The sequence below is a fragment of the Sorangium sp. So ce1153 genome (assembly GCF_051521595.1).
In the GTDB taxonomy this organism is placed as follows: Bacteria; Myxococcota_A; Polyangia; order Polyangiales; family Polyangiaceae; genus Sorangium.
The window spans coordinates 11,443,742-11,469,687 of record NZ_CP150361.1; the positions used below are offsets into that span (position 1 = coordinate 11,443,742).

A 25,946-nucleotide genomic window follows, 5' to 3' on the forward strand; every position below is an offset into this window, starting at 1 on the left:
AGTGCTCGGCAGCGTGCACGCCGAGGAGGGCTTGACGGACGGCGTCGACCTGACGCTCAACGTCACGCGGACATTCAAGAACGACACCGAGCGCTGGGTCCTCGGCCAGCTCCACGCGCAGAAGGACTATGGATGATCGCCCGAGGCGTATGCGCTTCACTCCGTTTACAGGGTTCGCCTGATGTGTAGTGATCCTACTCAGGGAAACGTTGCGTCTCGACCTGGATGCCGTCCTCCCCGGTGATCTCGTCGCCAGACCAATCCCAGCTCACGCCGCCCTTCCCCGGCGGTCCGAGAGCGTAGGTGACCCCCTCGAGTGTGAGCTGGTCCTCGTCGAGGTAGGCGATGCCGATCGAGTCGCCGCCGCGCCCGGGGCCGCCGTAGCCGCCATCGCCCCCTCGGCCGCCGTCGCCACCCTGACAGGACCACGTGCCGTCCCCCACGGCGCCACCCAATGCTCCTCGACCGCCATCGCCCCCTTGCTCGGGTGGCCCGCCATCGCCACCCGGTCCCGCGGCCAGCGTCTCGATCACGGTATCGCGTACCGTCAGGTTAGCGTGGAGCGCGACGATCCCGATCGTCGGGTGGCCGTTCTCGCCCCCTCGACCGCCTCGCCCACCGCAGCCACCGGCGCCTCCGGAACCGCCGCCGGCGCCTCCCTTCGAGGCCACGCCGCACGTGGCGAGGCCGCCTCGACGGCCGCCACCCCCGCCGCCGCCTTGGCCCGGCATGCCTCTGGTGCCGTCCCCTGCCCAATCGGCCTCCCACCCCGTCTCGCTGATGCGCCCGATGCCCTCGCCGGGGTCACCTACGGTACCGAGTGCGCCGTAGATCCCGTAGAATCCCGGCTCGCAGTGGATGCCTGAGACATCCCCGTCGCCTCCACGTCCGTCGTTCGTGTCGGACGTCGCGTTCGGCTCACCGTCGTCTCCGTCGCCAGCGCCGTCGGGAAGACCGTCCCCTCCTTTCCCGCCGATGCTCGGGATTCCACCCTCGCACCGGTTCACCACCGCCGGGCCGCCGGGGACGGCGGGTGTCGTGCACGCGTCGCCGCCATAGATGCCGTGTGCCCCGTCCGCTGCGCGGTTCAGCCCGGCCCATTCCTCGCCATCGTGGCCTGCCCATCCGTAGGAGGTGCGGATCTCGCTCCGGATGAGCTCCACGGCCGTGTTGGAGCGAACGAGCATCGTGATCGGACCCCACGCCTTTAAGGCCATATCGACGATCGTCGATACCCCGTCCGTGGCGCCCGTGTCGCCGTCGCTCGCCGGCACAACGGTCAGGACGATGTCTGACTTATCGGAAATCTGAATCAGGGAGCGCGTACCGGGCTGGCGCTTCCAGCTCACACAACCGAACCCGCCGATGAGATCCACACCGGAAGGCAGCGTCAGGGGCCCATGGAACCCGTCGGCGCATGCGAAAACGCGCCCTCGGCCCGTACGCGCGAGCTCAACGCCGCGCTGCAGCGTGCGCACCGGCTTGTCTTTCGTGCCGGGGTTCGCATCGTCGCCGCTGCCCCAGACGCCGCCCACGAATACGCCGCATCCATCTTCCCACACATCGGCCGCGAGACGCTCGAGACAGACCGACTCCGGCGGCGGCTCGCCTTGACACGACGAGGCGCCGTCGCACACCGCTCCGCCAGGCTCGTTGGAGCCCGGTGCGGTGCCGCAGCCGGCCACGACGAGCAGCAGCGCAGCGGATAGATAAATCGCTCTTGTGGTTCGCATCGTTCGTCCTCGATATGGCGTCGTGCCGAGGGGGACAATCAGCGGGGCGGTGCGGGATTGGGCACGTCGAATTGACGGTAAGGCATCGACTCGCCCCCCTGCCCCTGCCCCACCGCGTCATCAGGTGCTGCATTGCCTGCGAAGCCGCCCTCGCCAGCCCTTCCGAGCTGTATAGTGGCGTCCGGCCCGATGCCCACATAGGCGCTGTGAGCAGCGACGCCGTAGGAGGACCCCCCGAGGCCGCCGCCGGCATCGCCTCCGCGACCGCCGTCGCCTCCGGTGCCCCCCTTGCACGCGTCCCACTGCTCGGCTCCATAACCGACCCCGCCGTGGCCACCTTTCTGCCCAACGCCGCCCGGTTGGCCTGTGCCGCCGACCCCCCCATTGCCGCCGCTGCCCGTGATCACCCGAGTCGCCTCGAGCGTCACCGTGCTCCCCTGCAGCGCAACAACGCCGATGCTCGACCCGCCATAACCACCGCCTTTGCCCCCAAGGCCACCGCAGCCGCCGCTGCCGCCTGAACCGCCAGCCGCACCGCCTTGCGGGCTGCCCGCTGGACACGCCATCATCGGGCCGCGCGACCTGCTGCCGCCCCCGCCGCCACCTCCTTGACCGACGCCGCCCTTCTTCCCATCATCACCGCGGATTCCCATCCAACCGTCTTCGGTGAGGTAGCCTGCGCCAACAGCGCCGTCAGCGCGACCGGCTTCGAGCCCCTTCTTACCGATTTCGCCATTTTTGCATGGTGAGTTCCCCGCGCCGTTGCCTGCCCTGCCCGTGCCCTCCGGATTCTCCGCTGGCTCTGGCTGCCCCGGAGCGCCATCGCCCCCCGACTCGAGCCCACCATCGCCCCCATAGCCTCCAGTGGACTCGATGCCATCGTCGCACACGGTCACGACTGCCAATGCGCCTGTCGGGGAGTCCGCGGTGCAGGCGTCCACGCCGTCATTCCCCACCATGCCGGCATTCGCACGGAAGCTCGGCGCGTCCCCGCCTGGCTCCCCGTCTTTGCCGTTGCCCGCGACGATCACGCTGTCCTGCACGATCGCCCTGGCCCCCGTGCTCAAAATCACCGCGATCGACGACCGGCCATCGGGCGCCGAGGCGTCAGCCGCCTTGACGCGCACGCCGAAGACCGTTGACGTCTCGCCCTCCTTTTCTCCCGCGATGACCTGCAGCGGGATCCCCACCGGCGGAGCGATGATCGTCGGGTGATTCGGTCCGCCGAACGACCCCTCATACGACCAATCGTCGCCGATGTCGCAGAGACGCCCGCCCCAGAGGTCGACCCCCGAGGGCAGCGTGATCTTCTCCTCGAATCTCCCGCCGCAAGCGTACACGCGCCGGGTCGCCGCTTGGCCGTTGCGTGGCCCGTGCGTGGCGAGCCCGATTGCGTGCTGGAGCGTCTTGACCGGCGCTTCCTTCGTGCCGGGGCTCGTGTCGTCGCCCTGCTCGCTGACGAACACCCCGCATTCGTCGAGCGCCATCGCCGTGGCGGGGTCGCCGTCACAGAGCGACTTCGGTGGTGTGAGGCAGAGGCGTTCTTCGTAGCAGCTGTCGTCGTAAGCGCAGCCGCAGACGCCGCCCACGCCGACCGTGGAGAGGGTGCCCACGGTGAGCAGCAGCCGCACCCGTCGCCGTTCGAGAAGAGGCATGTCCTTGCTCCTGATCACCACGCGCCATACGCCACGATGCCCGCCTGTGCCGGCGTCACCGTCGGCACCAGCGCAAGCCGAGCCTTCGTCGGTTCAGCCTGCAGAAACGAGAAGTCCGTGAAGAACGAAGCCAGGGTCGCAGCGCCCACCACACCGCTCGTCACCACCATCGCCGTTCCGAGCCCGGCGAAGAGATCTCGCTCTCGTCGTAAAGCCGTCAGCTCGGAGCACCAGGAAGGCTTCGGCGTTTCCCGACAGGCCCCTTGAGAGACCCCCGCGGCGTCGAGCCTCGCGTTCCGCTCGTGCAGGTCTCCGTCGGCGTTCCTCGCGCGAACCATGAAGACCGCACCGAGCGAGCCTGTCGCCAAGGTCAACCCGATACCGGCGGTGCGCAGGGTGCCTGGCCAGGATGTCCACGGGCTGGGCGGCCGGCTCCGAACAGCGGGCGAAGAGCTCAGGGCCTTCGGCGTTTCCTTCGGTGAGACCGGCGCGGTCTCCTTGGCACTGCCCGCCGCCGCGAGGGGCAGCTCAATCGTGATCCCGTGCTCCGCGCCCGCCACGGCGAAGAACGATTGAAAGCCGCCCGCGTGGCCCGGTGCTCGGGCGCGCACCATGTGGTTGCCCGGCTCGAAGAAGAGCGTGTAGGTCCGCGCGGTCCGCCCGATGCGCTCGCCGTCGATGAGCACCTCGGCGTCGGGCGGATCGACCGCGAGCACGAGCGTAGCGACGCGCTTCGCTGCATCGCGCCGTCCTGCCTCGAATCGCCGCTCGAGCGCTTCCGGCAGCGCTTCGCGCTGTTCGAGGCTCTTGGCAAGGTGCTCGGCCGCGTCTCGATACCTGTGCAGCGCGACCTCGCAAAGGCCAAGCTCGCCGGCGATCTCCGCCCGTTCTCGCTCGGTGCTTGTCGTCGGGTCTGCAGCCTCGAAAGCAGCCTTGTACGCAGCGTGTGCCTCGATCCACCGCCCTGCATTGCGCGCTCTCTGACCACGGCGAACATGGTCCTTCACCGATGAACTGTCGCTCGGTCTCGCCTTCGGGGGGGACGTCGCCGGCGGTGGCAGACTTCGTGAAGCCTGTTGCGCCTTCGGGGACACATCATCGGCGCTGGCAGATTTCGTGAAGCCTGTTGCGGCCCCGAGCGCGAGAAGAAGCGAGAGCGAATGCGCAATGTGACGCATCCGGTGACGGTACTTACGCCGGCCGCTAGTCGTCAACTGGCACAAGCCGCGACGTCTCGGCCGTTTGGGCGAGAATTGACGGCGGAATGACGGAATGTGCTCAGCCGTCCTCAAGGTCCATTCTCGTGTGGTTGATGGTGCTACCTAGGCACAGATTGCCCGACCAAAGTTGCTCGTCGGTTCTTTTTTTTGAAGCGTTTGGGGCGGCTCAAGTGTGCTGCTTACCGTGGGCGAGCCAGCGACCGCCTCTCCCGGCCTTGAGCTCTTCCGGCGCCTCGCCCGGCGCCACGGTGTGCCGGCGCGAAACGCCGAGGATGTCGCTCAGGAAGCGCTGCTGCGGGGGCTCGAGGCCGACAAGCGGCTCGACCTGGGGGGAGACCCAGCCCCGTACCGCGTCACGATCGCCATCAACCAGGCGCGCAATCACGTCCGTGACGCACGCTGCCGCGGCGAGGTGCTGACGTCGTTCGATGAGTGTGAGATCCGAGACGAGTGCTCCACGCCGGAAGAGCTGCTCCGGAGACGGCAGCGGGAAGAGTTCACGCGCCAGCTGATAGACCAACTCGATCCCAAGTACCGGGATCTCGTGATCAAGCACGATCTCCAAGAGGTCCCGCTCGCCGAGATCGCCAACGAGCAGGGACTGCCGCTGGGCACGGTGAAGACGCGACACTGGCGGGCGCACAAGGAGCTCAGGGTGCAGCGGGAGCGGTGGCAGGAGCAGCAGCGCTCTCAGGGAAGAGACGATAGCCTCTGCGTGCCGCTCGCGCTGGGCCTCGGCCGTCGCCCGTCGTGGGTGGCTTCGCTGCGCCGTCTGGGCGTGAGGATCCTCGTCCAAGTCGGGCTCGTCCTGCTGACCGGCACGCTCGTCTCCTCAGCGCCCTCCCTGCCCGACCTGGAATCGTGGCACGGGGCGGCGGCGGTCCGCGTCCCTGCCACCCCGCCCGCTGCGCAGGAGGCTGCGGCGTCCCCAGCGCGAGGCGGCGCGCACAGCGCGGCGGGGCCCGCCGGTGGAGAACGCGTGCACGGCGCCGCGGCACCGGCCGCGCCGATCGCGCCCGAGATGTCGTCGCCGAGGGAGCAAGGAAGCGCGCGCGCGCAGGCGATGGCGAGCAGCACGCCCGTTCCCTCAACGACGAGCGATCGCCAGCCCGCGTCTCCGACGAGCACCGTTCGACCGACCGGCAGCGAGCGCGAGAGGAGCCTGATCGACCAGGCCCGCAGGGCCATCGAGGCCCGCAACGCCATGGCCAACGTCGAGGCTCTCCGGCTGCTGAACACCCACGCGCGGGAGTTCCCCCGTGGGCGGCTTGTCGCCGAGCGTGAAGCACTCGTCCGGCAGCTTCGCTGAACCCCCGGCTGTCCTTCGGCAGCTAACAGGCGGTGACCCTGGTGCTGTCTTCGGACAGCACACGGCGAAGGTCCGCCGTGCGTCCGGACAAGAACGACCACGTCCAGGAGACGAAACGCGATGAATACGATGGACGATCTACTGGTTGCGATGTGGCTGGTCTCGCCGCTCGGGCTCGCGATGATAGCCTGCGTCGCGATCGGCTTCGCGGTCACCGCACGCGAAGCGCTGGGACGAGAGCGCGGGCTTCGCGAGGCGCGCGAGCACGCGCACGATGACGAGGAGGCCGCCCTCTCGATGTCTCAGGTGTTCCCGTGAGGACGATGTGTTCGCGGCGTCGAGGCGGTCTCCCGGCGCGTGCCGTGTGCGGAAACGCGGCTCGGCGCGCCGGTGGGACCAGTCGTTACGCGATCGGGTGCTGTTCGGGCGCGCCCGGGGTGGGCGCGCCCGGGGCCGGGGCGGCCGAGGCCGGCGCGGCCGGGGCGGCCGGCTCGTCCTCACCCGTCTCCGGGTTCACGTCTGCGATCGCGCGCCGCGAGCGCAGATACTGCCCGATCGCCTCGTTCTGCTGGAGAATCGGCGCGAGCAGCGCGAGGCGGGCCGCGGTCCCCTCGCGCGTGCGCGCGTGGTGCTTGCCCAGGATGATGGCGACGGCCTCCAGCAGAAGTCCCTGACCTTCGGCGCGCGCCGCGCGCACCCGGCCCCAGTCGATGAGCGACGGCGGCGGAGCCTCGAGCGCCTCGCGGTACTGGACCGCGAGGTCCGCGAGGCGATTGACCAGGCGGCCGAGGCCGAACTCCTTCGCGGCCGGGGCGAGCTGCCCTTGAAGCAGGGCCACGATATCGTCGACGGCCGCGAGCTCATCGACATACGGAAGCGAGGTGATCGCCTGTACGCTCACGGGGAAGAGCGGTTTCAAGAACGCCGCCACCTCCTTGTGAATGGGATCGTCGGGCGCGGCGCCCTGCGTCTGCGCGACGACGTGATCGCGGATCGCGCCGAGCGTGCGGTCGACGAGCACGTCGATGCGCTGGGCGGCGGGGTTCGAGCCCGTTGCCAGGGGCTCCCCGGCCCAGCGGCGCTCCATCGCGCGCGTGGCCAAGTCGTGCTCCACCGCGGCGTCGCAGTGCTTGACCAGTTCCGTGAAGCGCTGCTCCTTGGCGATGACACGGACCTGCCGGAGGGCGAACAGCCGGCGGCCGGTGGTGAAGACGTACAGGTTGAAGATCGATTCGAGCGTACCATCCATAGAATCCTCCCCTCGGGGGAAAGGGAGGAATGTACACTGAAGGTGTCTGTAGCCGGCAACGTGAAAGCGATGTTTGGTGAGCGGATAGCACGGAGTCGACGCGTCCCGCGGTCGACCCCCGCCTCGCCTGGCGTTGCATCCGATCGCACAGGGCTCGACCCCTGCCTCGCCTGGTCTCGCGCCTGGTCGCCGGGGGGTTCAGCCCCCCTCTGGCCTGGCCCTGTACCCGTTCCCGCGGGGGTCAACCCCCATCTGGCCTGGCCTCGCGCCTGGTCGCGGGGGGGTTCAGCCCCCCTCTGGCCTGGCCCTGTACCCGTTCCCGCGGGGGTTAACCCCCATCTGGCCTGGCCCTGCACATGTTCCCGCGGGGGTCAACCACAATCTGGCCTGGCCTCGCGCCTGGTCGCAGGGGGGTTCAGCCCCCTCTGGCCTAGCCCTGCACACGTTCCCGCGGGGGTCAACCCCAATTTGGCCTGGCCTTACGCCCGATCGCCGAGGGTCCGAGCCTCTCCCGGCTCGGCAGATGGTGCGGAATCCTGGCCAACCCTACAACCGGCACGACGCCGCCACGGGCACCAGGGCCAGACGATCTCGCCGTATCCTGTACGCTCACAGGGAGGATCGGTCTTAGCAACGCCTCCGGCGGAGCGCGGCCGCGCTCAGCGCCCGATCTGGACGTTCTCGAGGATGCCGAGCGCGTCGGGGATGAGCACGGCGGCGGAGTAATAGGCGCTGACGAGGTACGACATGATGGCCTTGTCGCTGATGCCCATGAACCGGACGTTGAGGCTGGGCTCGACCTCGTCGGGGATCCCGGTCTGGTGCAGCCCGACGACCCCCTGATCCTCGAGCCCCGTGCGCATGACCAGGATGGAGGTCACGCCGCCGCCGGTGATCGGGATCTTGTCGCACGGCAGCAGCGGCACGCCGCGCCAGGAGCGCACGGTCGTTCCGTTCAGCTCCACGGTCTGCGGGTAGAGGCCGCGGCGGCTGCACTCCCGGCCGAACGCGGCGATCGCGAGCGGGTGGGCGAGCAGCACGCGCGACTTCCTCCGCCGGCAGAGCAGCTCGTCGAGGTCGTCGGGCGTGGCCGTCCCGGTGCGGGTCTGGAGCCGCTGCTTGACGTCGGCGCTGTGGAGCAGCCCGAACTCGCGGTTGTTGATCAGCTCGTGCTCCTGGGTCTCCCGGAGCGCCTCGATCGTGAGCCGGAGCTGCTCCTTGACCTGGTTCATCGGGTCGTTGAACAGGTCGGCGACCCGCGTGTGTACGCGCAGGATCGTCTGCGCGACGCTCAGCTCGTACTCCCTCGGCCTGAGATCGTAGTCGACGAACGTCCCCGGCAGGTCTGGCTCGCCCTTGTGCCCGGCGGCCAGCGCGATGGCGGCCTGACCGTCCTTGTCCTGCGGCTTGCTCGCCCTCGCCTTGAACTGCTCGAGGTGCTCCGTGAGCGCCGCGGACCCGCTGACCACCTCCTCGAACGCACCCTGGTCGAGGAGCAGCACCGTGCCCGCGGTGACCGCCCTGGCCGTGAACTGCCACTGATCCTGCGATTCGAGCAGCGCCTCGGCCGTGAAATAGTCGCCGTCGGCCAGCACGCCGAGCACCGTCGTGTCGCCGTACTTGCCGACCCCGAGCTTCTCGACCTTGCCGCTCGCGATGAGGCAGATCTTGTCCGCCGGCTGCCCCCGCTCCACGATCACGTCGCCGGGCTGCACGTCGCGCTGGACGAACCTGTCGGCGAGCTCCTCCAGCACGGCGTCCTCGTCGAAGCCGCGCAGGATCGGCAGCTCGCACAGCTCCCGCGGGATCACGCGCACGCTCTGGCCGACCTCGGTGAAGGTCACGCGGCCGTCGCCCACGGCGTAGGAGAGCCTCCGGTTCACCCGGAACACGCCGGCCGAGACCTCCACCCACGGCAGCACCTTGAGGAGCCACCGCGGCGTGATCGACGCCATCTGCGGCGGGGACTTGGTGGTCGTCGCCAGCTTCCGCGCCGCCTCCGTCCCGAGGCTGAGCCGCTTGTGAAAATCCTCGTCACGAGGGTCCCAGTTCGACGACGTCGTCATGCTTTCTCTCCCCGAGCCTTGAGCTGTTCAACCAATGAAGCCGTCTTCGCCGTGCCGATCCGCGCGGGAGCCCGGGCCGGCGGCGCGTCGGCCGCCGCGGAGCCCCGGTCGCCGCGGAGCGAGGCCACGCGGGCCGCCGAGGTGCCGAGCCCGCCGGGGCCATACAGCAGGCGCCCCACCGTGGGCGTCTTGTGGAGCACGGGCTCCAGATACCGCTTCGTGCCCCGGTGCCAGTGGAGGACGCCGGCCATCCAGTTCTCGACGTCCTTGACGTACCTGGTGAGCTTCTCGCGCGCGCCGGCGTCCAGGCTCAGCTCGTCGAAGAGCACGGGGAGCTCGGTCGCGACGATGTGCTCGAACTGCTCGACCCGAGCCCTCATCAGGTCGTTGACGACGCCGACCGCCTGCTCCTTGTCGCAGTCGAGGAACTTCTCGACGACCAGCACGCCGTTGTTGAGCTCGCCCTCGAACTGGATCTCCTTCTGATAAGAGAAGATGTCGTTCATCAGGCAGCAGAAATCCTGGGCGCTGTTGGTCAGGTTGCGCATCGGCCGGGTGCTGAAGATCTCGGGCGCGATGCTCTCGCCGACGGCGAGCTGGCACAGGGCCATGGTCAGATCCGAGCCGAACGTGGCGCGGCGCATCTCCACGTAGTCGACCGGATCCGGGATCCGCCCCTCGACGTGGTTGGCGAGCTCCCACAGCCAGCTCTCGGTCATCTCCTCGATCGCGCGGCGGAACCGGCGCTGCGCGTACGGCGACATCGTGGGCGCGGTGCGGGACCAGAGGTCGAGGAGGCTGCGCTCGACCACGTTCGTGGGCGGCGGGGCCGCGTCGGAGCCGACCGGCATGAACGCCGGCAGCCGCCGGACGAACCCCTTCGCGCCCGCCATGTCGCGCGTGTTCCCGTAGACGGCCGGGAAGGTGTCGTCGCCGTAGGTCCCCCAGGTGAGCCACTGCGACGAGATGTCGAGCGCCGGCCCGGACGCGTCGGGGTGGATCCCGGCGGCGCACAGGGCAAAGTCGAAGCCGGCGAGCCGCTCCTCCGTCCACAACCCGGACAGCGCCGCTCCCGGCACGACGTCGATCATCCCCATCTGCCGCGCCCACGCGATGGTGTGCCTGCGCGAGGCCTCCAGGTGAGGGCTCAACGCCAGCGGGAAAGGCATGTAGATGGCGGGCAGCTTGACCGGCCCGACCGGCTGGTACGGGACGTGGGTGAAGCTCTTGAAGCGCGTGAGCCCCAGCGCCCCGACCACCCGCTTGAGGATCGCCGCCGAGGTCCCGAGCCCCGTCGGCCCGCCGGCGCTCCACCCGACTGGCGAGCCGGCGTTCGCCTGCTTGTTCATGTAGCGGCTCGACCGCATGTGCCACTCGTGGCCGCCAGATTGCCAGTCCTGGAGGCCCCGCGCGTAGACGAGCACGTCCCGGCGCTCCCTCGGATCGAGGCCGTGCTCCTCGAAGAGGGAGGGCAGCTCGGTGAACACGGTGTTCTCGAACTGGTACAGCCGCGAGCTCAGGATCTCGTTGACGAGGTCCGCGGCGCGCTGGGTGTCCACGCCGAGGAAGCGCTCGAGGACGAGGACGCAGTTCGCGTTCTCCCCCTCTTGCTCGACCTCTCGCTGATAAGAGAAGATGTCGTTCCGGAGGTGGACGGCGTCGGAGAAGGCGTCCTTGAGCACGCGCAGCGGCCGGCTCTCGGAGATCCTGGCCGGGATCTGGGCCGAGACCGCGTGCTCGACCAGGCCCGCCGACCACGGCGCGCCGCCGACCTTGCGCCGCATCTCGATGTACTCGATCGGATTGGCGACGCGCCCCTCGTTGATGTTGTTGAGCTCCCAGGTGGACTCCGCGAGGAGGTTCTTCGTGGCCTCGACGAACCGGCGCCGCCAGTCCGAGGACGTGCCGGGCGCGGTGCGGGCCCACAGGTCGACGAGGCCCAGCTCGACGGGGTTGGTCGGCGCGGGCGTCGCGCGGGTCGGCTCCACGGGCATGAAGGACGGCAGCCTGTCGAGGTACGCCTTCGACCCCTTGAGGTCCTTGGTGCGCTTGTAGATCTCGAGGAAGTGGTCGTCGAAGTAGAATACCCAGACGTACCAGTCGGTGATCAGGTTGAGCTCCGCCTCCGGCGCCTCCGGGTGGGTGTACGCGCAGAGCAGCGCGTAATCGTGGGAGTCGAAGTCGTGCTCGGTCCAGATGTCGTCGCTGCTCTCCTTGCCTTCAGGGGCGAGGAACCCGACCTCGCGGGCCCACGCCTTGGAGTGCGCGCGGGCGGCTTCCAGGTGGGGGTTGAGCCGCGCCGGCCACGGCACGTAGAACTGGGGTAGCTCGAAGGGTTGCATGACCTCTGCTCGCCGCTGAGTGAACAGCCACGGACCGCGTCTCCCCCCCGGGGGCGCGTCAGCCCTGGGCCCGGCCGATCTCCACGTTCTCGAGGACCCCGAGCGCGTCGGGCACGAGGACGGCCACCGAGTAGTAGGCGCTGACGAGGTACGAGATGATCGCCTTCTCGTTGATGCCCATGAACCGCACGGACAGGCTGGGCTGGTACTCGTCGGGGATGCCGGTCTGGTGCAGGCCGACGACGCCCTGCTTCTCCGCGCCCGCGCGCATCAGCAGGATGGAGCTCGTGCGCGTGTCGCTGACGGGGATCTTGCTGCAGGGGAAGATGGGCACGCCGCGCCACGCAGGCACCTTGTTGCCGTTCACCTCCGTGCTCTGCGGGTAGACGCCGCGGCGGTTGCACTCCTGTCCGAAGGCCGCGATCGTGCGCGGGTGGGCGAGGAAGAAGCTCGGATCCTTCCACACGAGCGAGAGGAGCTCGTCGAGGTCGTCGGGGGTGGGCGGCCCGCTCCGGGTGTGGATGCGCTGCTTGAGGTCGGCGTTGTGGAGCAGGCCGATCTCGCGGTTGTTGATCATCTCGTGCTCCTGCCGCTCGCGCAGGGCCTCGATCGTGAGCCGGAGCTGCTCCTCGGTCTGGTTCATCGGGTTGTTGAACAGGTCGGCGACGCGGGAGTGGATCCGCAGCACCGTCTGGGCGACGCTCAGCTCGTACTCGCGCGGCGCGAGCTCGTAGTCGACGAAGGTGCCCGGGAGGTCGGGCTCGCCCTTGTGGCCCGCGGAGAGCTCGATGCAGGCCTCGCCGTCCTTGTCCTTCGGCTTGCTCGCCAGCGCCTTGAAGCGCTCGATATGGCCCCGGAGCCGATCGGACTGTTCGAGAATGTCGCTGAAGGCCCGCTGCGGGAGCGTCAGCACCGTGCAGGGCGTGACCGCCCGCGCCGTGAAGTCCCAGCTGTCCTGGGACTCGATCACCGTCTTATCGCCGAAGTGATCGCCGTCGGCCAGCACGTCGAGCACCGTCTGATCGCCGAATTTGCCCTTGCCGATGCGCTCGACCTTGCCATGGGCGATGAGGAAGATCGCGTCGGACGGCTGGCCCGCCTCGACGATCACGTCGCCCGCCTTGAACTCGCGCTGGGCGAAGCGGCTCGCCAGCGCGACGAGGAGCTCGTCGTCGTCGAAGCCGCGCAGGATCGGCAGCTCGCACAGCTCCTGCGGGATGACCTGCACCGCGGCGCCGGTGTTGGTGAAGCTCACGCGGCCGTCGCCCACGGCGAAGGAAAGCCGGCGGTTGACGCGGAACACGCCGCCGGACACCTGCACCCACGGCAGGAGCTTGAGCAGCCACCGCGACGTGATGCCCTGCATCTGGGGCGGCGACTTGGTGGTCGTCGCCAGCTTGCGCGCGGCCGGCGTCCCGAGGCTGAGCTGGTAGTGTTGCTGTCCGCCCAGGGGGGCCGAATCATCTGTGTTCGCCATGAGAAACCTCTTCGCTCTGCGGTCGTGGCGGTGGTTGAGGAGCTTCGTCGTTCGCCGGGTCGGGCCGGAGGAGCGCGCGGAGGTCGCGGGGGAGCCGCCGGGCAGCCAAGGCAGCCCGGAGCGATGAATCGATTGCCCCTGAACAGCACAGCTCTCGAGTCGACGGAGACGCCGGTGAGCGAACTACGCAGTCCAGCGGCTGACCGGCGATCGATCGATGGATCCTGTCGCGCACTGCCCCCGGCGCGACCTCACGCGTGCCCCCACGCGTCATTGCTCTGGTTCTGCACGGTCACGCGATGACGCGCAGCCGTTACAGCTTTTTCCGTCCCGCGCCAGCGTTGTAGCGTCCGCCCACGGCGTAGGTCAAGACTCGACAGCGGTCTCGCTTTTTTTTCTTTTGACGCTTTCGTGACGCGCCGTGCCCCCTCGTGGAGGTGCACCGCGGAGGCCGGCGGCCGGCCGGCGGACGGCCGGCGGACGGCATCGATGGCTGCACGGGCTGCACTCCATCCGTCGTTTGCTCGCACCAATGTATCGTTATTGGGATGTCGCGACTCCGGAGCGACACACTACTCCCTTCGGGAGAAGGGACGAACGCACAACAATGGAGTCCACAGCCGGCAACGAGGACTCGATGGATGGCGTGCGGATAGCACGGAGTCGACGCACTGGATACATCGCGGCGACGCTCCTCGACCTCACCGCTGGCACACGAGCGTTCCCTTCAATTTCATGACCAGCCCGGAAGAGGCTTGTTGCGAGGTCGCCAGGTGCGAGACGCGGCAGCCCCTTGGCCGTGCCTCCTTGTGGGGGTTCGACCTTGGTCCGACCCCGCCCCGGGTCGCAGGACCAGGCCATCGCCCCTCCCTGCGTCCTTCGCTCCTTGGCGCTCGACTCTTTCGTGCGATCCGACCCGCCCCGCTCGCCCGCGCCGCCGCGCTCGCCTAGAGTCCGCAGGCGAGCGCGACCGGCCCCGAGCCCCCACGGGAGGCGATCCTTTGAGCCCCACCCTCTCCCTCTGCGAAGGCTACCAGCTCGACCTGTCCGACTACGCCCGCACCGGCCTGCGCGTCGGCATCTGGGCCTCGTCCGGTCGCGGCAAGAGCTTCGGCGTCGGGGTCCTCTGCGAGGAGCTGCTCGCGGCCGGCATCCCCGTCGTCGCCGTCGATCCCGAGGGAGAGCTCCACACGCTGCGGGAGCGGTTCCGCCTGCTCGTCCTCGGCGGCGCGCACGCGGACCTGCCGCTGCCCTCCGGCGAGCGCGCGGCGGCGCTCGCGCTCGCGCGGGTGCTCGACGAGGGGCTCGGCCTCGTCATCGACCTCTCCGATCAGCCCACGAGCCGCGCCCAGCAGAGCGCCGCGCTCCCGTTCCTCGAGCGGCTCTGGGTCCTCCTGTCCGAGCGCCGCGCGCCCGCGGCCCTCGTCGTCGAGGAGGTGCACATCTTCGCGCCCCAGTCCGGCGCGTCGCTCACCTCGGACCTCCTGCACCGCTTCGCCAAGCAGGGCCGCAAGCGCGGCGTCCTCCTCGCCGTCGCCAGCCAGCGCACGCAGGCTGTCTCGAAGGAGCTCATGAGCCAGCTCAACTTCCCCGCGATCGGCGGCTTCGAGATCGAGCGCGACTACGACGCGGTGAGGGCGCTCGTCGACGGGCACACGTTCGACGAGTTCCGCGCGCTCCCCGCCGGCGAGTTCTTCCTGCCGGCCATCGGGCGCTTCGAGCGCTGGCGCGCCCGCCACACCGCCCACGGCGGCGAGGCCCCGAGCTGGACCGGCGAGGCGGGCGGCGCGCCGCGGGTCGCGGACTCGAAGCTGAGCACGCTCATCGACGAGCTGCGCGAGGCGCTCGCCGACGAGCTCGCGAGCGCGAGGGCGCCCGATCCGAGCGCCGCGCTGCGCGCCGAGATCCGCCGCCTCGAGCGGCAGCTCGAGCAGGCCGACGAGGCGCGCAGGGCCGCCGAGGCCGAGGCCGAGCAGCTGCGCATCGCGCTGCGGGTGGCCGGCGTCGTCAAGGTCGTCATCCAGAACGAGACCGTGGCGCGCGCGGGCCAGGTCGACGCCGCGCGCCCGCCGCCGGCGCTCGCTCCCGCCGCGCCGCGGGATCGCGCCCCCGCGGCGCCCGCGCCGCTTCCGCCCGCGCCGGCCGGCGCGGGCGGGAAGGTCGCCGCGAGGCCGGCCTCCCCGTCGCTCCGGGATCTCGCGCTGCCGGCCGGGGCGGTGCTCGAGGCGCGCGGCGTCAAGCAGATGGTGAGCGCCGCGAGGAGCCACGCGCGGCGGCGATCGCCCAGGTCGGTGGCGCACGTCGCGCTGGCGGCGAAGCTGCTCGCCGGCGGCGCGGCGCTGACCGCCGAGGAGCTCGCCGCGCGCGGCGGCTCGCGCAGCCAGGTCGAGATCCGGCGCGCCGTGCACGCGCTCGGCGCGCTCGCTCGCGCGGGCTTCGCGTCGGTCCAGGGCGGCCGTCACGCGCTGAACGAGGCGGCCGTGCTCCGCGCGATCCAGCTCGGCTGACACGGACCCGGTGCCGCGTCGCCAAGGTTCTCCCTCGTTCATGAGAGAGGGAACCACAGAGGCACAGAGGCACAGAGGAGAGAGAAAAAGAAGGCGTCGTTGCCTCCTCTCTGTTCTCTCCCCTCTGTGCCCTCTGTGGTTCAAATCTCTCCCCACCACCGCTCTGTGGTTCAAATCTCTCCCCACCACCGCTCAACGACGAGCGTGAGAGGCGCGGGGCTAGCAGCCCGAGACGAACAGCAGGCGCGTCGTCGCGAGCGCCCCCAGCACGAACAGCCCCGCGAAGAAGATCGTCCGTTTGCGCCGCTGCTGCTCGGGGGTGAGCCCGGCCATCGCAGGCTCCTCGTCGGGCGCCGCCTCGCCGGCGCGCACCACGTCCGCCGCGGGCAGCTTGCTCCCTGCGGGCGTGCCGCTCCTCTGCGCCACCTCGCCGCCGGCCACGGTCGCGGCGCGCCTTCGCTGGAGCTCGCCCTCCGGCGTGGTCGAGGTCGCGTGCGAGGGCGGGCGCGGCGGCGCGTCGTCATCCGGGCCGTCGAAATCGAGGTACTGCACCGAGAGCGCGCCCATGGCCGCGCCTGGCGGGCGCGGGGCGCCGCTCCCGCGCGCTGGCGGCGCGCTCCGCCGTCCGTCGGGCGACGAAGGACGGCCCGGCGCGCCAGCGGGCATGGCGCCCGGCGCATACCCCGTCAGCCCCGGCGAGCTCTGCCCCGGCGCGCTCGCGGGCGGGATCGACGGCGCGGCGTGGCAGCCGGAGTTGCTCGTCGAGCGCGCCCGCGCGAGGTAGGTCTCGACCAGCTCCTTCAGCTCGTTCCGGGCCTCCTGCTCGGCGCCCTGGCCCATCCCGAGGAGCACCTGCTCCAGCGCTTCGGCCAGCTTGCCCGCGGTGGCGGTCCGCTTGTCCGCGCTGAACTCGGTCGCGGCGTCGAGCGCGTCCGCGAGCGGCGCGCTCAGCTCGGGCAGGAGCGCGCGGGCGCGGGGGATCGGCGTCGAGGCGACGCGCAGGATGAGCTGCGTCTGCGTCTCGGCCTTGCGCACCCGGCTGCCGAGCAGCGCCTCCAGCAGCGTGAGCCCCAGCGAGAAGACGTCCGCGCGCCCGTCGAACGGCTCGCCGCGCGCCTGCTCCGGGGGCATGTACGGGAGCTTCCCCTTGAACACGCCGCTGTCGGCCTGCTCGCCCCCGACGCCCGGGACGCGCGCGACCCCGAAGTCGGTCAGGCACACGCGGCCGTCCCGCCCGATCAGGATGTTCGAGGGCGAGACGTCGCGGTGGACGACCGCGTAGCTCCGCCCGTCGTCCTCGCAGAGCGTGTGCACGGCCTCGAGCGCCCTCGCCATCTCCCGGCCGATGTAGGCCACGACGCGCGGCGAGAACGCGCCCACCTTCCTGAGCACGCGATCGATGGCGGGCCCGTCGACGTAGTCGAGGGCGAGGTACACGGAGCCCTCGAAGGTCCCGAGCTCGACCAGCCGCACCACGTTCGGGTGGTCGAGCCGCGCGATCACCTGCGCCTCGGCGAAGAACGACTCCCTCGCGTAGGCGCCGAGCTCGGGCCTCGGGGCCAGCCGCTTCAGCGCGACCAGGCGCCGGGACTCGGGCGGCCCGTCCTCCTCGGCGAGCCACACCTCCCCCATCGCGCCCTTGCCCAGCATCCGGATGAGCCGGTACTTGCCGGCGAACAGCCCCCGCGTCGCGTCGGGCTCGGCGTGCTTGGTGTGGGGGCGTGAGGCGGGCATCTCGTTGTCTGCTGCGCTCGATCTACGTTGCGCACGTCGCGCACGTTGCGCACGTTGCGCACGTCACGCGTCGACGGCGTCGGTCGAGGCTAGCCCTCCTGCGGTGGGTGGACGGGGTGCAGCGAATGCATGCCCATCCTATCGCCGCCCGCGCGCCGCAGGAATCACCGCGACCATCCCCCCGTGGATTCCCCCCGCGCCGGCCGCGCCCCGGCTCACCTGCGGGAGCGCCGCTCACTCCTGGGTGTGCTCCTCGCGGATCGGCTCCCGCATGGTCGTCGCCGGGAACCACTCGAAGAAGCGGTGGATGAGCTGCCGCCGCTCGGGCTCGATGTACTCGAACACGGCGCCCCGGTCGTTGATCTCCCAGAACTCGTTGCTCGTCACGGCCAGGAGCTCCGCGCGGATCGAGCGCAGCCGGTCGGGCCGCTCGTCGCGCATGTCGCGGTAGATCTTCCGCGCGAGCGCCTCCTCCTCCTTCTGCAAGTAGTACGTGGCGAGCTTGACCTGCGCCTTGCGGACGCCGCGGAGCGACCGCTCCTGCTGGTCGACGTCGGCCTCCTTGTCCACGTCGAGGAAGATCCGGAGCAGCTCGTCGCGGGCGGGCGCGTGGACGTCGTACGCGCGCTCGTTGAGCACGCAGAGGTCGAACGCGACCGTCTCGGTGAGGAACGCGAGCCCCATCGCGTGCGCCGTCTGCGCGTAGTACTTGAAATAGCGCGCGACCTCGAGGACCTGCTCCCCCCAGCCCGCCTTGAGCAGCTCCTCCGCGAGGTAGCGGTACTGGTTCAGGTTGTTGTAGGCCGCGGCGATGTCCTTCGCGTTGAGCGACCTGCGCATGTAGGTGTTGAAGAACTTCACCACGACCGCGACGGCCGCCCGGTCGCCGGCGCCGATGGCGGTCTGCCCGATGTAGCGCGTGTCGATCGCGATGCGCGTGATGAGGTCGGGCATCGCCGTGAGCGCCTCGCGGTAGACCATCAGGAACTGGCGGAGCGCCTTGTATTCGAGCCAGGTCCGCGTGGTCGAGAGCTTGCCGAGCGCCTCGGCGTTCATGCTCACGAAGTCGGTGTCCCTGGCGAGGCGGTCGCGGATCTGGAACCAGCGCGGGTCGAGCGTCGCCTTGTACGGCAGGTACGCGACGACGAGCTCCGACAGCGAGTCGACCGTCTTTGACGCGATCCCCTTGTCCTTCTGGTCGATCGCGTTGAGCGCCACGTCGGCGAGCTGCTCCAGCGACGAGAGCGCGGTCACCCGCCGCTCGTCGATCGCGTCGTCGCTCTCCCCGCCCGCGGGGCGCAGCGCCTGCTCGATGCCGCTCCGCTTGATGCGCCCGACCACGTTGTCGGGCTCGACGAAGTCGAACACGTACCCGAAATACGGCGCCATCATGAGCAGGCTCGCGGTGAGCAGCCCCATCGTGACGAGGACGCCGTAGTACGGGACGAAGGCGTGCTCGGTCGAGCCGTTCAAGAGGGCTTGCGCGTCCGGGCCGCTCCGGATCGAGAAGTTGATCCACAGCGAGAACACCGCGCTGACGACGAAGAAGCCCATCACGAGCATGTTCGTCCGGTCGCGGAAGAACATCTCGGTGATCCGCGGCGTGTAGCGGTTCGCGGCGAGCTGCACGATGATCGAGGCGACCGTGATCACGATGCCGAGGATCGCGGCGATGACCTCGCCGATGCCGCCCATGATGTGCTCGGCGTCGTCCGGCGACATCTGCAGGAAGATGTCCCAGAACGTGAGGCGTTCGTTCCCGTGCGCGAGGTCGAGCAGGTAGATGACGGCCAGGGTCGCCATGCTGACGCCGAGCAGGTACGACATCGGCCGCAGCCAGATGCGCGCCACGGCCGCGCCACGGCGGCGCTGTCCCTCGTCGTCGGTCGCGGTCCGGTCCCGGTTCATGAGGTGAAAGCCGGTCGATACGCGCGCTTGATCGCCGCGCGACTGCTCGCCACGCGTCTGCTCCCCCCGCGCTTGATCCACGCGCCTGCCCACGCGCTCGCCCCGCCAGGCCGCCGCCCGGCTACTTCTTCTCCGGGGGGCTGTCGAGGTCTTCCGCGAGGTAGCTGAGGATCACCTCGTCCAGCGACTTCTCGCTGATCAGGTCCTCACCGAAGATCGAGGCGCCCTCCCCGGGCCGGTTGGTGGCAAAGATGCTGGCCGGGCGCGACGCCGCGTAGCGTCCGGAGCCGGGCCCGCTCGCGAAGTGCTCGACAGCGACCGAGGGAGCCGGCGGCGCCACCGGCTGCTCCGGGTGGACGTTGCTGTAGACGCCGGCGCCGGACGCCGCGGAATCCGCCCGCCGCCCGATCACGGAAGCCGGCGGCGGCGGGAGGTCCTGGATCTGCTGGAAGAACGGCGTCTGCGCCTCGGCCGCGGCGCGCTCCAGCGCGTCCAGATCGAGATCGATCGACGGCTGCTCGGGCTTGATCTCCGCGGGCGCGGGGCGCACCGCCCTGCCGGAGAGCGGGCTCGCCGCGCGCCCGCCGCCGAGCGCCTGGAGCGCGAGCGGATCGAGCTCCAGCCGCGGGCGCGAGCTGGCCGCCGGGGGCGGCGGCTCGGGCGCCGGGGCGCGCGGCGGCGGCGTGGCGGGCGCGACGGCGACAGGCGCGGCAACGGGCCTCGCCGCTGGCGTGGCGGGCCTCGGAGGCGGCGTCGGCGCTGGCGCTGGCGCTGGCGTGGCGGCCGGCTTCGGCCGAGGCGCCGCCTCGGGCGTGAGGGGCCGCGAAGGCGGGGGCGGCTTCGGCGCTCCGGTCACGTCGGGCGACGAAGGCGCCGGGGGGCGCGCCGGCTTGCTCGGCTCGGCGGCGGGCGGCGCCGCGACCGCGGCCGCCGACACGGGCGGGGCGGCGGAGTCGTCGAAGAGGTAGTCGAAGAGGCCGTCGCGCAGGGCGATGAACATCGCCTTGTGCTGCTCCTTCATCATCCCGCGCACCGTCTCCGCGAGCGAGGCCTGGCCGACGTGCTCCGCGTACGACGTCTTCGTGGTCTTGAGGATGCGCCCGCCGTCGGCGAAGAGGTGCGTGATGATGTGAGGATGGCGAATGCCCGAGTCCTCGGTCTGTATATGGAACAACCGCCCCTTGTGCCGGACGTTGTTGTTGAAGCCGAGCAAGGGCGACGGGGCTTTCACGACAGGCAATCCGAGGGTGGGGAGGTGAGGAGATCGCGCCAGTGGGGAGCGCTCGCCACGGCCGAGACTATCACAGCGCGGCGCGCCCGGAACGATTCGCAGCGCGCCGCGCCTCCTTCACGCTGGGGGCGCATGTCGGAGCGGGTCGGCCGCCGGCTTCGCGCTCGTCGCGTCAGGGCAGACAGCGCTCCAGGTCGTCCGCATTGCTCGCCTGGAGGGCGCACGCGACCTCCGCCTGCGTGAGGTCGGCCTCGCAGCGGACGAAGCCGCGCTCGCCGGCGGCCTCCCGCGCCAGCGCCTTGCGCTCGGCGACCTGGGACGCGGCGGGCTCAGGCGTGGCCGCGCGCAGGACGAGCTCCACGTAGCGGTCGAGGAGCGCGGCGCACGCCTCCGGCGAGGGGCGCGCGGCCAGGCGGCGGAGCGCGGCGCGCCCCGCGACGACGCCGACCACGAGCAGCACGATCGCCAGCGTCGCGAGGACGTCGGCGCGCGTCGCCGCCCGCTTCACTCCAGGCACCGGTCGACCTGCTCCGGGGTCGTCGCCTGCCGGACGCACGCCATCGCGGCGTCGGTGATGTGCCGCCCGACGCACCTGTCGATGAGGTCCTTGCGGGCGTCCCGCACCGCCGCGATGCGCTCCTCGACGATCTTCGGATCCACGATGTTCTGGGCGCGGAGCTCGATCTCCGCGCTGCGCTTGAAGATCGCCTCGCACTCCTCGCGGCCCGCCGGGTGCCCGCACCCCGACACGAGGGGCGTCGCGCCGAGCAACGCCAGGCACGCCGCGAGGCGGAGCGTGGAGCCCGGACCCGGGCTGCTGGAGACCGTGGAGACGGAATACCGCCTCTTCTGAAGCGAGCTGGACCGAGGGCGGCGACGCATGGCCGCGACGTATGGCGCCACGCCCGGGAGGGCGCAACTGGGCGTAAACGGGCGTGACCGCGCCCAGCGCCCGGCCCCGCCCGAGTCAACCCTGGAAATGTCGCGTCTTGCTGGAACGCTTGTGCAGGTCTGGTAGGATTGATTTCTGTGCGCAAGGCGAGCGAGCACGGTGACAGCGTGGGCGGCGCTCGATCCGTCCGAGGGGGCTCCGGGGGTGCGCCGCGGCGCACGAAATCGACAGTGCGGGCAGTTGCGGACAGCGGGGGAGACGCTGGCCAGGACGAGGCCCCACGAAAGAAGCGCCCGAGCAGCGCGGCGCGACGGCCGGCGCCCGCGGCGGCGCTGAACGCCGAGGAGATGCTGCGGCGGGCGCTGGGCGCGGCGACGCCGCGCTCGCGGGCGCTGTGGGCGCGGCGGGGCCTGTCGCTTCGGGGGCCGCTCGACCGGACGACGCAGGCGATGCTGCTGCGGCAGCTCTACCTCGCGTACTTTGAAACGCGGCGGTTCGAGAGGGCGGCCGAGGTGGCGGAGCAGATCGTGGCGCTCGACGTGCTGAGCGACGTCGCCCACCAGGACGCGGCGCGGGCGAAGCAGGCGCTCGGCGACATCGAGGGGGCGGTGGGGCACCTCCGGCTGGCGGCGCGCACGGGGCCGGCGAGCCGCAGGGCGTTCCACTGGTGGACGCTCGGCAGCGTGTACCACCTGGCGCGCCGGTACGACGAGGCGATCGGCGCGCTCACGCGGGCGGCGCGCTGGGGCACGCGGGACAAGCCGCTCTACCAGGGGCACCTCGCCGTCGTGCAGTGCGAGAGCGGCAAGACGGTGGAGGGGCTCGGCGCGCTGATCGACCGGCTCGCGGAGGTGCCGGCGGGCCAGGGCTACGGGCGGTTCGTGCTCGGCCAGATGGCCTACTTCGACCGCCGCTGGGACGAGGCAAGGAAATATCTGGAAGCTTTCGTACAGCGGAGCACCTCGGGGAGGGTCGCGGTCGCCATCGCGCTCGGCGGGGAGATCGAGGCGGCGCGTCGGACGCTGGCGTCGCTCGCGAAGCGCTGAGGGCGACCTGAACGGAAGGCGGCGCGCCGCACGAGGGCGATCGCTTTGCTATAGAACCTCCGTGATGACCGCTTCGACTCGTCTCAAGGGGAGCGCCGGCGCCGCGCCGGCGGGTCTTCAGCGCGGCGCGCGTGTCGCGTTGGCCGCGCTGGCCGCGCTGGCCGCGCTCGCGGTGCTCGTTTTCCCGGCGCTCGCGCAGGCCGATGAGCAGCCGGATCTCTTCACCCGCGGCCTCCAGGCGGGGCCGGTCTTCGCGGCGCTCGCCGCGCTCGCGGGCGGCCTGCTCACGTGCCTCACCCCCTGCGTCTACCCGATGATCGCCATCACGGTGAGCATCTTCGGGGCGCGGGAGGCGAAGTCCCGGCGCGAGGCGATGCTGCTCTCGACGAGCTTCGTGCTCGGGATCGTCGTGCTCTTCACGGCGATGCTCGTGATCGCGGCGCTCACCGGGAGCCTGTTCGGCAGCGTGCTCGCGAACCGGTGGGTCATCGTCGGCATCGCGATCGTGTTCATCGCGCTCTCGCTGTCGATGTTCGGCGCGTTCGACATGACGCTGCCCGACACCCTGATGCAGCGGCTCTCGCAGGTCGGCGGCATCGGCTACGGCGGCGCCTTCCTGCTCGGGCTGGTGAGCGGCCTCGTCGCCGCGCCGTGCACCGGGCCTGTCCTCACCGGCATCATCCTCTGGATCGGCAAGACCCAGAGCATCGGCCTCGGCGCGCTGGTCGGCGCCACGTTCTCCATCGGGCTCGGCCTGCCGTTCTGGCTGGTCGGCACGTTCGCCGTCGCGCTGCCGAAGGGCGGCAAGTGGATGCTCGGGGTGAAGTCGTTCTTCGGGATCGTGATGCTGATCGTCGCGCTCTATTTCCTGAAGACGACGTTCCCGGCGCTGTCGTCGCTCGCGCAGCCCACGCCGCAGTTCATGGCGGTGATGGCCGGCCTCGTCGCGCTCGGCCTCGCGCTCGGCGCCGTGCACCTCTCCTGGGACGACGGCGGCCCCGGGGTGAAGGCCCGCAAGGGGCTCGGGATCGCGCTCACGGTGGCCTGCGGGTTCCTGCTCGTCGCGAGCATGGATATGCCGCGGCTCGCCTCGCCCGTCCCGGTGGCGCTGGCCGGCGAGGCCGCGCCGCGGCAGCTCACGTGGCTGCACGAGGAGCCGGCGGCCGTCTCGAAGGCGAAGGCGGAGAAGCGGCCGCTGCTCGTGGATTTCACCGCGGAGTGGTGCGGCGCCTGCAAGCAGCTCGACAAGGACACCTTCTCGGATCCGCGCGTCAGGGCCAAGGCGGCGCACTTCGTCGCGGTGAAGGTCGACGCGACGGACGACGAGGATCCGCAGGTCGACGCGGTGAAGGGCAAGTACCGGGTCGTGGGCCTGCCCACGGTGGTGATCTACGACTCCACCGGGGCGGAGCGGAAGCGGTTCAACGACTTCGTCGGCCCGGACGTGTTCCTGGCCGCGCTCGAGGGCATCCAGTAGCGCAGCGCGGCGCATCGCCCGCCTCGCCTCGCCTGGCCGCGCGCATGCCGATCGCCTGGACGTGGAGGACCGAACGCCGCGAAGATGGGGCGACGGGCGCCGCGTCCCCTGCGGCCGGGTCGCCGTGAACATGCGCACCTCCCTGCTCGCCGCCTTCGCGCTCTGCTTCCTGGTGGTCGTCGCCGGCTGCGGCGTCGCGGGACCGACGACCGGGACCGTCGTCATCGGCGTGACGAGCGAGCTGCTCGCGGGGACCGACATGGACCGGGTGCGCGTGGTCCTGCGCGCCGGCGGCGAGGTCGTGCGCGACGACGTGATGACGCAGAAGAGCGGGCAGCTGTTCTTCCCCAGGGAGTTCTTCTTCAGCGATCTCGAGGAAGGGACGGCGGTCGAGATCTCCCTGGAGGCGTTCGGGGCCGAGGACGCGGACAGGCCGCTGCTCGTCCGGACCGCGTCGACGCAGGTGCTCGGCGGCCGCAAGCTGCTCCTGGAGGTGCGCCTCGAGCGGGAGTGCATGGTGGCGCCCGGGGCGCCCACGTGCCCGGCGCCGCAGACGTGCGTGGCCGGCGGCTGCAGCGCCGCCAGCGTGGATCCCCGGCGGCTCGAGCCCTACAGCGCCTCGTGGAAGGCGGACGCGGCGCCGGACGTCTGCAAGCCGGCCGGCGGCGGGGAGCCGGTCGTCGTCGTCGGGGAGGGCCAGGCCGACTACTTCCCGCTCGAGGATCTCGACGAGGTCCAGGTGGAGGCCGGGCCGCAGGGCGGGTACCACGTCTTCATCGCGACCCGGCTCAAGAACCTCCGCCGCTCCGGCTCGACCACCGTGGTGAGCGGCTTCGTTCCCGACCTCGGGTACACGGTCGAGCCGCTGAAGGTCATCTTCACCCTGGACCAGGACGAGGGCGGCTTCTGCAAGCTCTCGGGGCTGCGGTTCCGGCTGGACGGGGAGCGGGGCATCGAGGAGCTGCTCGGGAAGGTCGTCGAGATAGAGGCGACCGTCACCGACGCCGACGGGGACACCGGGACCGGCAAGCGCAAGGTGACGCTCTCGCGGACCATCCTGTAGCCGCCGGGCATGACGGGCGGGGGAGCCCGGTCTCACTCGCCGGCTGCGCGCCAGCGCGTCACCCAGCCGCCGGTGAGCAGATCGAGGGACGCCTCGGCCTCCAGCGCCGCGAGCGTCGCGGCGCGGTGCTCCTCGGGGCTCCGGCCCGGGTCCGCCGAGAGCGCGACGGCGCGCTGCCACGCGAAGAGCAGCTCGAGCGCGCGCGCCACGAGCTTCGCTTGCAGCTCGGCGCGCTCGCGGCGGAGGCGCTCCAGGGCGATCTCCTCATCGACGAAGACCAGGCGGTCGAGCCGCCAGGTCGCGCGCGCCTCGAGCCAGAGGCTCGTCCCGCCGGAGGCCGTCCTGCGCGCCGGATCGTACTCGGTGGGGGCCAGGTTCTCCGCCTCGTCGACGAGGCGCGAGACGCGGAGCCGGAGCTCAGGGAGCAGCGACGAAGCGCGGGCGCGCGAGGCGAGCGCGTCGATGCGCGCCCCGGGATCGAGGAGGCGCGCCTGCCGCAGCGCCGCCTCGACGATCGCGCGCGCCATCGCCGGCGTGACCCGGACCGGCAGCGGGAGCGGCGGCTCGACCTCGGCGGGCGGCGCCGGGGGAGGCGCCCCCGGGAGCTCGGGTGGCGGCGCCGCGCGGGGTGCGCCCGGGGCAGGCGGAGGAGGCTTCAGCCGAGGCGCGCCCGCTTCGGCGACGGCGGAGGGAGGAGGGGGCACGCCGGGGCGATCGGACAGCCGCTCCAGGGGGACGCTCGCGAGCAGCATGCCGCTGATGGAGCGCTCGCCGCGGTCGAGCTGCGCGACCCCGAGCTGGACCGCGATCCAGAGCGGCTGCGCTCGTCCGGGGGCCGCGGCCCAGAGCTCGTGGGGCGCGGTGTCGAGGCGGTCGACGCGCGGATCGAGCGCCGTGGGCTCGTCGTCGAAGGGAAGCTCGGCGCGCGCTTGCGGCGCGCAGAGGGCGCACGCGAGCGCGCCGAGGAGGAAGAGGGCGGAGCTGGCGGTGGATCGGTGGTTCGGTTGCACGCGAGCTGGGTCGACCGCCGCGCCTCG

The 25,946-nt window shown here is 71.1% G+C and carries 20 protein-coding genes; 7 read left to right on the plus strand and 13 right to left on the minus strand.

Translation table 11 applies throughout. The features are described 5' to 3' along the window. The first annotated feature begins 1 nt into the window (after window position 1). Window positions 2–136, plus strand: coding sequence for a hypothetical protein (locus WME85_RS41620; protein WP_437829480.1), 135 nt, complete (start codon window positions 2–4; stop codon window positions 134–136). Window positions 137–194: 58 nt separating this feature from the next. Here WME85_RS41620 and WME85_RS41625 read toward each other — a convergent pair whose 3' ends face one another. From WME85_RS41625 to WME85_RS41635, 3 genes are read right to left on the minus strand one after another with little or no spacing between them, the layout of a single operon-like run. Continuing rightward, window positions 195–1,733 carry a hypothetical protein gene (locus WME85_RS41625; protein WP_437829483.1) on the minus strand — a complete coding sequence of 513 codons (1,539 nt, stop codon included), beginning with the start codon at window positions 1,731–1,733 and terminating at the stop codon, window positions 195–197. Between the two features lie 38 nt (window positions 1,734–1,771). Then, on the minus strand, window positions 1,772–3,388 hold the full coding sequence (locus WME85_RS41630) for a hypothetical protein (protein ID WP_437829484.1): 1,617 nt from the start codon (window positions 3,386–3,388) through the stop codon (window positions 1,772–1,774). 14 nt (window positions 3,389–3,402) lie between these two features. Beyond that, a complete protein-coding gene (locus tag WME85_RS41635; protein WP_437829487.1) occupies window positions 3,403–4,395 on the minus strand; it encodes a PEGA domain-containing protein in 993 nt (330 codons plus the stop codon). Window positions 4,396–4,858: 463 nt separating this feature from the next. On the opposite strand from WME85_RS41635, the gene WME85_RS41640 reads away from it, so the two are divergent. Both WME85_RS41640 and WME85_RS41645 read left to right on the plus strand, forming a co-directional pair. Beyond that, a complete protein-coding gene (locus WME85_RS41640; protein ID WP_437829489.1) occupies window positions 4,859–5,917 on the plus strand; it encodes an RNA polymerase sigma factor in 1,059 nt (352 codons plus the stop codon). A 120-nt stretch (window positions 5,918–6,037) separates the two neighbouring features. Continuing rightward, the gene (locus tag WME85_RS41645) at window positions 6,038–6,235 is read left to right on the plus strand and encodes a hypothetical protein (RefSeq protein ID WP_437829491.1); all 198 of its coding nucleotides are present in this window, start codon (window positions 6,038–6,040) and stop codon (window positions 6,233–6,235) included. Window positions 6,236–6,320: 85 nt separating this feature from the next. Here the strand turns inward: WME85_RS41645 and WME85_RS41650 are convergent, their stop codons facing one another. The 4 genes from WME85_RS41650 to WME85_RS41665 all read right to left on the minus strand — a co-directional run bounded on the left by WME85_RS41650 (window position 6,321) and on the right by WME85_RS41665 (window position 13,051). Continuing rightward, window positions 6,321–7,166 (minus strand): hypothetical protein, encoded by an 846-nt coding sequence (locus WME85_RS41650; RefSeq protein WP_437829494.1) that lies wholly within the window; start codon window positions 7,164–7,166, stop codon window positions 6,321–6,323. Window positions 7,167–7,825: 659 nt separating this feature from the next. Then, window positions 7,826–9,232 (minus strand): family 2B encapsulin nanocompartment shell protein, encoded by a 1,407-nt coding sequence (locus WME85_RS41655; protein WP_437829496.1) that lies wholly within the window; start codon window positions 9,230–9,232, stop codon window positions 7,826–7,828. After that, window positions 9,229–11,574, minus strand: coding sequence for a family 2 encapsulin nanocompartment cargo protein terpene cyclase (locus WME85_RS41660; protein ID WP_437829499.1), 2,346 nt, complete (start codon window positions 11,572–11,574; stop codon window positions 9,229–9,231). Before WME85_RS41660 ends, WME85_RS41655 begins: the two co-directional genes overlap by 4 nt. A gap of 58 nt (window positions 11,575–11,632) precedes the next feature. Next, window positions 11,633–13,051 carry a family 2B encapsulin nanocompartment shell protein gene (locus tag WME85_RS41665; RefSeq protein WP_437829501.1) on the minus strand — a complete coding sequence of 473 codons (1,419 nt, stop codon included), beginning with the start codon at window positions 13,049–13,051 and terminating at the stop codon, window positions 11,633–11,635. Between the two features lie 1,001 nt (window positions 13,052–14,052). Between WME85_RS41665 and WME85_RS41670 the strand changes: the two genes are divergently transcribed. Beyond that, window positions 14,053–15,558, plus strand: coding sequence for a helicase HerA domain-containing protein (locus tag WME85_RS41670; protein WP_437829504.1), 1,506 nt, complete (start codon window positions 14,053–14,055; stop codon window positions 15,556–15,558). A 219-nt stretch (window positions 15,559–15,777) separates the two neighbouring features. Here the strand turns inward: WME85_RS41670 and WME85_RS41675 are convergent, their stop codons facing one another. The 5 genes from WME85_RS41675 to WME85_RS41695 form a co-directional block, all read right to left on the minus strand. Next, a complete protein-coding gene (locus tag WME85_RS41675) occupies window positions 15,778–17,292 on the minus strand; it encodes a serine/threonine protein kinase (RefSeq protein WP_437829507.1) in 1,515 nt (504 codons plus the stop codon). Window positions 17,293–17,526: 234 nt separating this feature from the next. After that, window positions 17,527–19,200 carry a DUF2254 family protein gene (locus WME85_RS41680; protein WP_437829509.1) on the minus strand — a complete coding sequence of 558 codons (1,674 nt, stop codon included), beginning with the start codon at window positions 19,198–19,200 and terminating at the stop codon, window positions 17,527–17,529. A gap of 121 nt (window positions 19,201–19,321) precedes the next feature. Next, a complete protein-coding gene (locus WME85_RS41685) occupies window positions 19,322–20,374 on the minus strand; it encodes a hypothetical protein (protein ID WP_437842628.1) in 1,053 nt (350 codons plus the stop codon). A 229-nt stretch (window positions 20,375–20,603) separates the two neighbouring features. Next, window positions 20,604–20,948 (minus strand): hypothetical protein, encoded by a 345-nt coding sequence (locus tag WME85_RS41690; protein WP_437829512.1) that lies wholly within the window; start codon window positions 20,946–20,948, stop codon window positions 20,604–20,606. Beyond that, a complete protein-coding gene (locus tag WME85_RS41695) occupies window positions 20,936–21,313 on the minus strand; it encodes a hypothetical protein (protein WP_437829514.1) in 378 nt (125 codons plus the stop codon). The genes WME85_RS41690 and WME85_RS41695 overlap by 13 nt, the downstream gene beginning before the upstream one ends. A gap of 240 nt (window positions 21,314–21,553) precedes the next feature. Here WME85_RS41695 and WME85_RS41700 point away from each other — a divergent pair, with 240 nt between their 5' ends. The 3 genes from WME85_RS41700 (at window position 21,554) to WME85_RS41710 (ending at window position 24,909) form a co-directional block, all read left to right on the plus strand. Next, window positions 21,554–22,369 carry a tetratricopeptide repeat protein gene (locus WME85_RS41700; protein ID WP_437829517.1) on the plus strand — a complete coding sequence of 272 codons (816 nt, stop codon included), beginning with the start codon at window positions 21,554–21,556 and terminating at the stop codon, window positions 22,367–22,369. Between the two features lie 64 nt (window positions 22,370–22,433). Then, window positions 22,434–23,846: a protein-disulfide reductase DsbD family protein gene (locus WME85_RS41705; protein WP_437829519.1), complete on the plus strand. Its 1,413-nt coding sequence runs from the start codon at window positions 22,434–22,436 to the stop codon at window positions 23,844–23,846. 130 nt (window positions 23,847–23,976) lie between these two features. Beyond that, window positions 23,977–24,909: a hypothetical protein gene (locus WME85_RS41710; protein ID WP_437829522.1), complete on the plus strand. Its 933-nt coding sequence runs from the start codon at window positions 23,977–23,979 to the stop codon at window positions 24,907–24,909. Between the two features lie 32 nt (window positions 24,910–24,941). Here WME85_RS41710 and WME85_RS41715 read toward each other — a convergent pair whose 3' ends face one another. Then, the gene (locus tag WME85_RS41715; RefSeq protein WP_437829525.1) at window positions 24,942–25,919 is read right to left on the minus strand and encodes a hypothetical protein; all 978 of its coding nucleotides are present in this window, start codon (window positions 25,917–25,919) and stop codon (window positions 24,942–24,944) included. Between the last annotated feature and the right edge of the window lie 27 nt (window positions 25,920–25,946).

What these genes read in the sequence shown, in the direction of transcription:
- WME85_RS41625 (WP_437829483.1), bottom strand. Translation starts at nt 1,733, where the DNA reads ATGCGAACCACAAGAGCGATTTATCTATCCGCTGCGCTGCTGCTCGTC.
- WME85_RS41630 (WP_437829484.1), bottom strand. Translation starts at nt 3,388, where the DNA reads ATGCCTCTTCTCGAACGGCGACGGGTGCGGCTGCTGCTCACCGTGGGC.
- WME85_RS41645 (WP_437829491.1), top strand. Translation starts at nt 6,038, where the DNA reads ATGAATACGATGGACGATCTACTGGTTGCGATGTGGCTGGTCTCGCCG.
- WME85_RS41650 (WP_437829494.1), bottom strand. Translation starts at nt 7,166, where the DNA reads ATGGATGGTACGCTCGAATCGATCTTCAACCTGTACGTCTTCACCACC.
- WME85_RS41655 (WP_437829496.1), bottom strand. Translation starts at nt 9,232, where the DNA reads ATGACGACGTCGTCGAACTGGGACCCTCGTGACGAGGATTTTCACAAG.
- WME85_RS41660 (WP_437829499.1), bottom strand. Translation starts at nt 11,574, where the DNA reads ATGCAACCCTTCGAGCTACCCCAGTTCTACGTGCCGTGGCCGGCGCGG.
- WME85_RS41665 (WP_437829501.1), bottom strand. Translation starts at nt 13,051, where the DNA reads ATGGCGAACACAGATGATTCGGCCCCCCTGGGCGGACAGCAACACTAC.
- WME85_RS41675 (WP_437829507.1), bottom strand. Translation starts at nt 17,292, where the DNA reads ATGCCCGCCTCACGCCCCCACACCAAGCACGCCGAGCCCGACGCGACG.
- WME85_RS41680 (WP_437829509.1), bottom strand. Translation starts at nt 19,200, where the DNA reads ATGAACCGGGACCGGACCGCGACCGACGACGAGGGACAGCGCCGCCGT.
- WME85_RS41695 (WP_437829514.1), bottom strand. Translation starts at nt 21,313, where the DNA reads ATGCGTCGCCGCCCTCGGTCCAGCTCGCTTCAGAAGAGGCGGTATTCC.
- WME85_RS41705 (WP_437829519.1), top strand. Translation starts at nt 22,434, where the DNA reads ATGACCGCTTCGACTCGTCTCAAGGGGAGCGCCGGCGCCGCGCCGGCG.
- WME85_RS41710 (WP_437829522.1), top strand. Translation starts at nt 23,977, where the DNA reads ATGCGCACCTCCCTGCTCGCCGCCTTCGCGCTCTGCTTCCTGGTGGTC.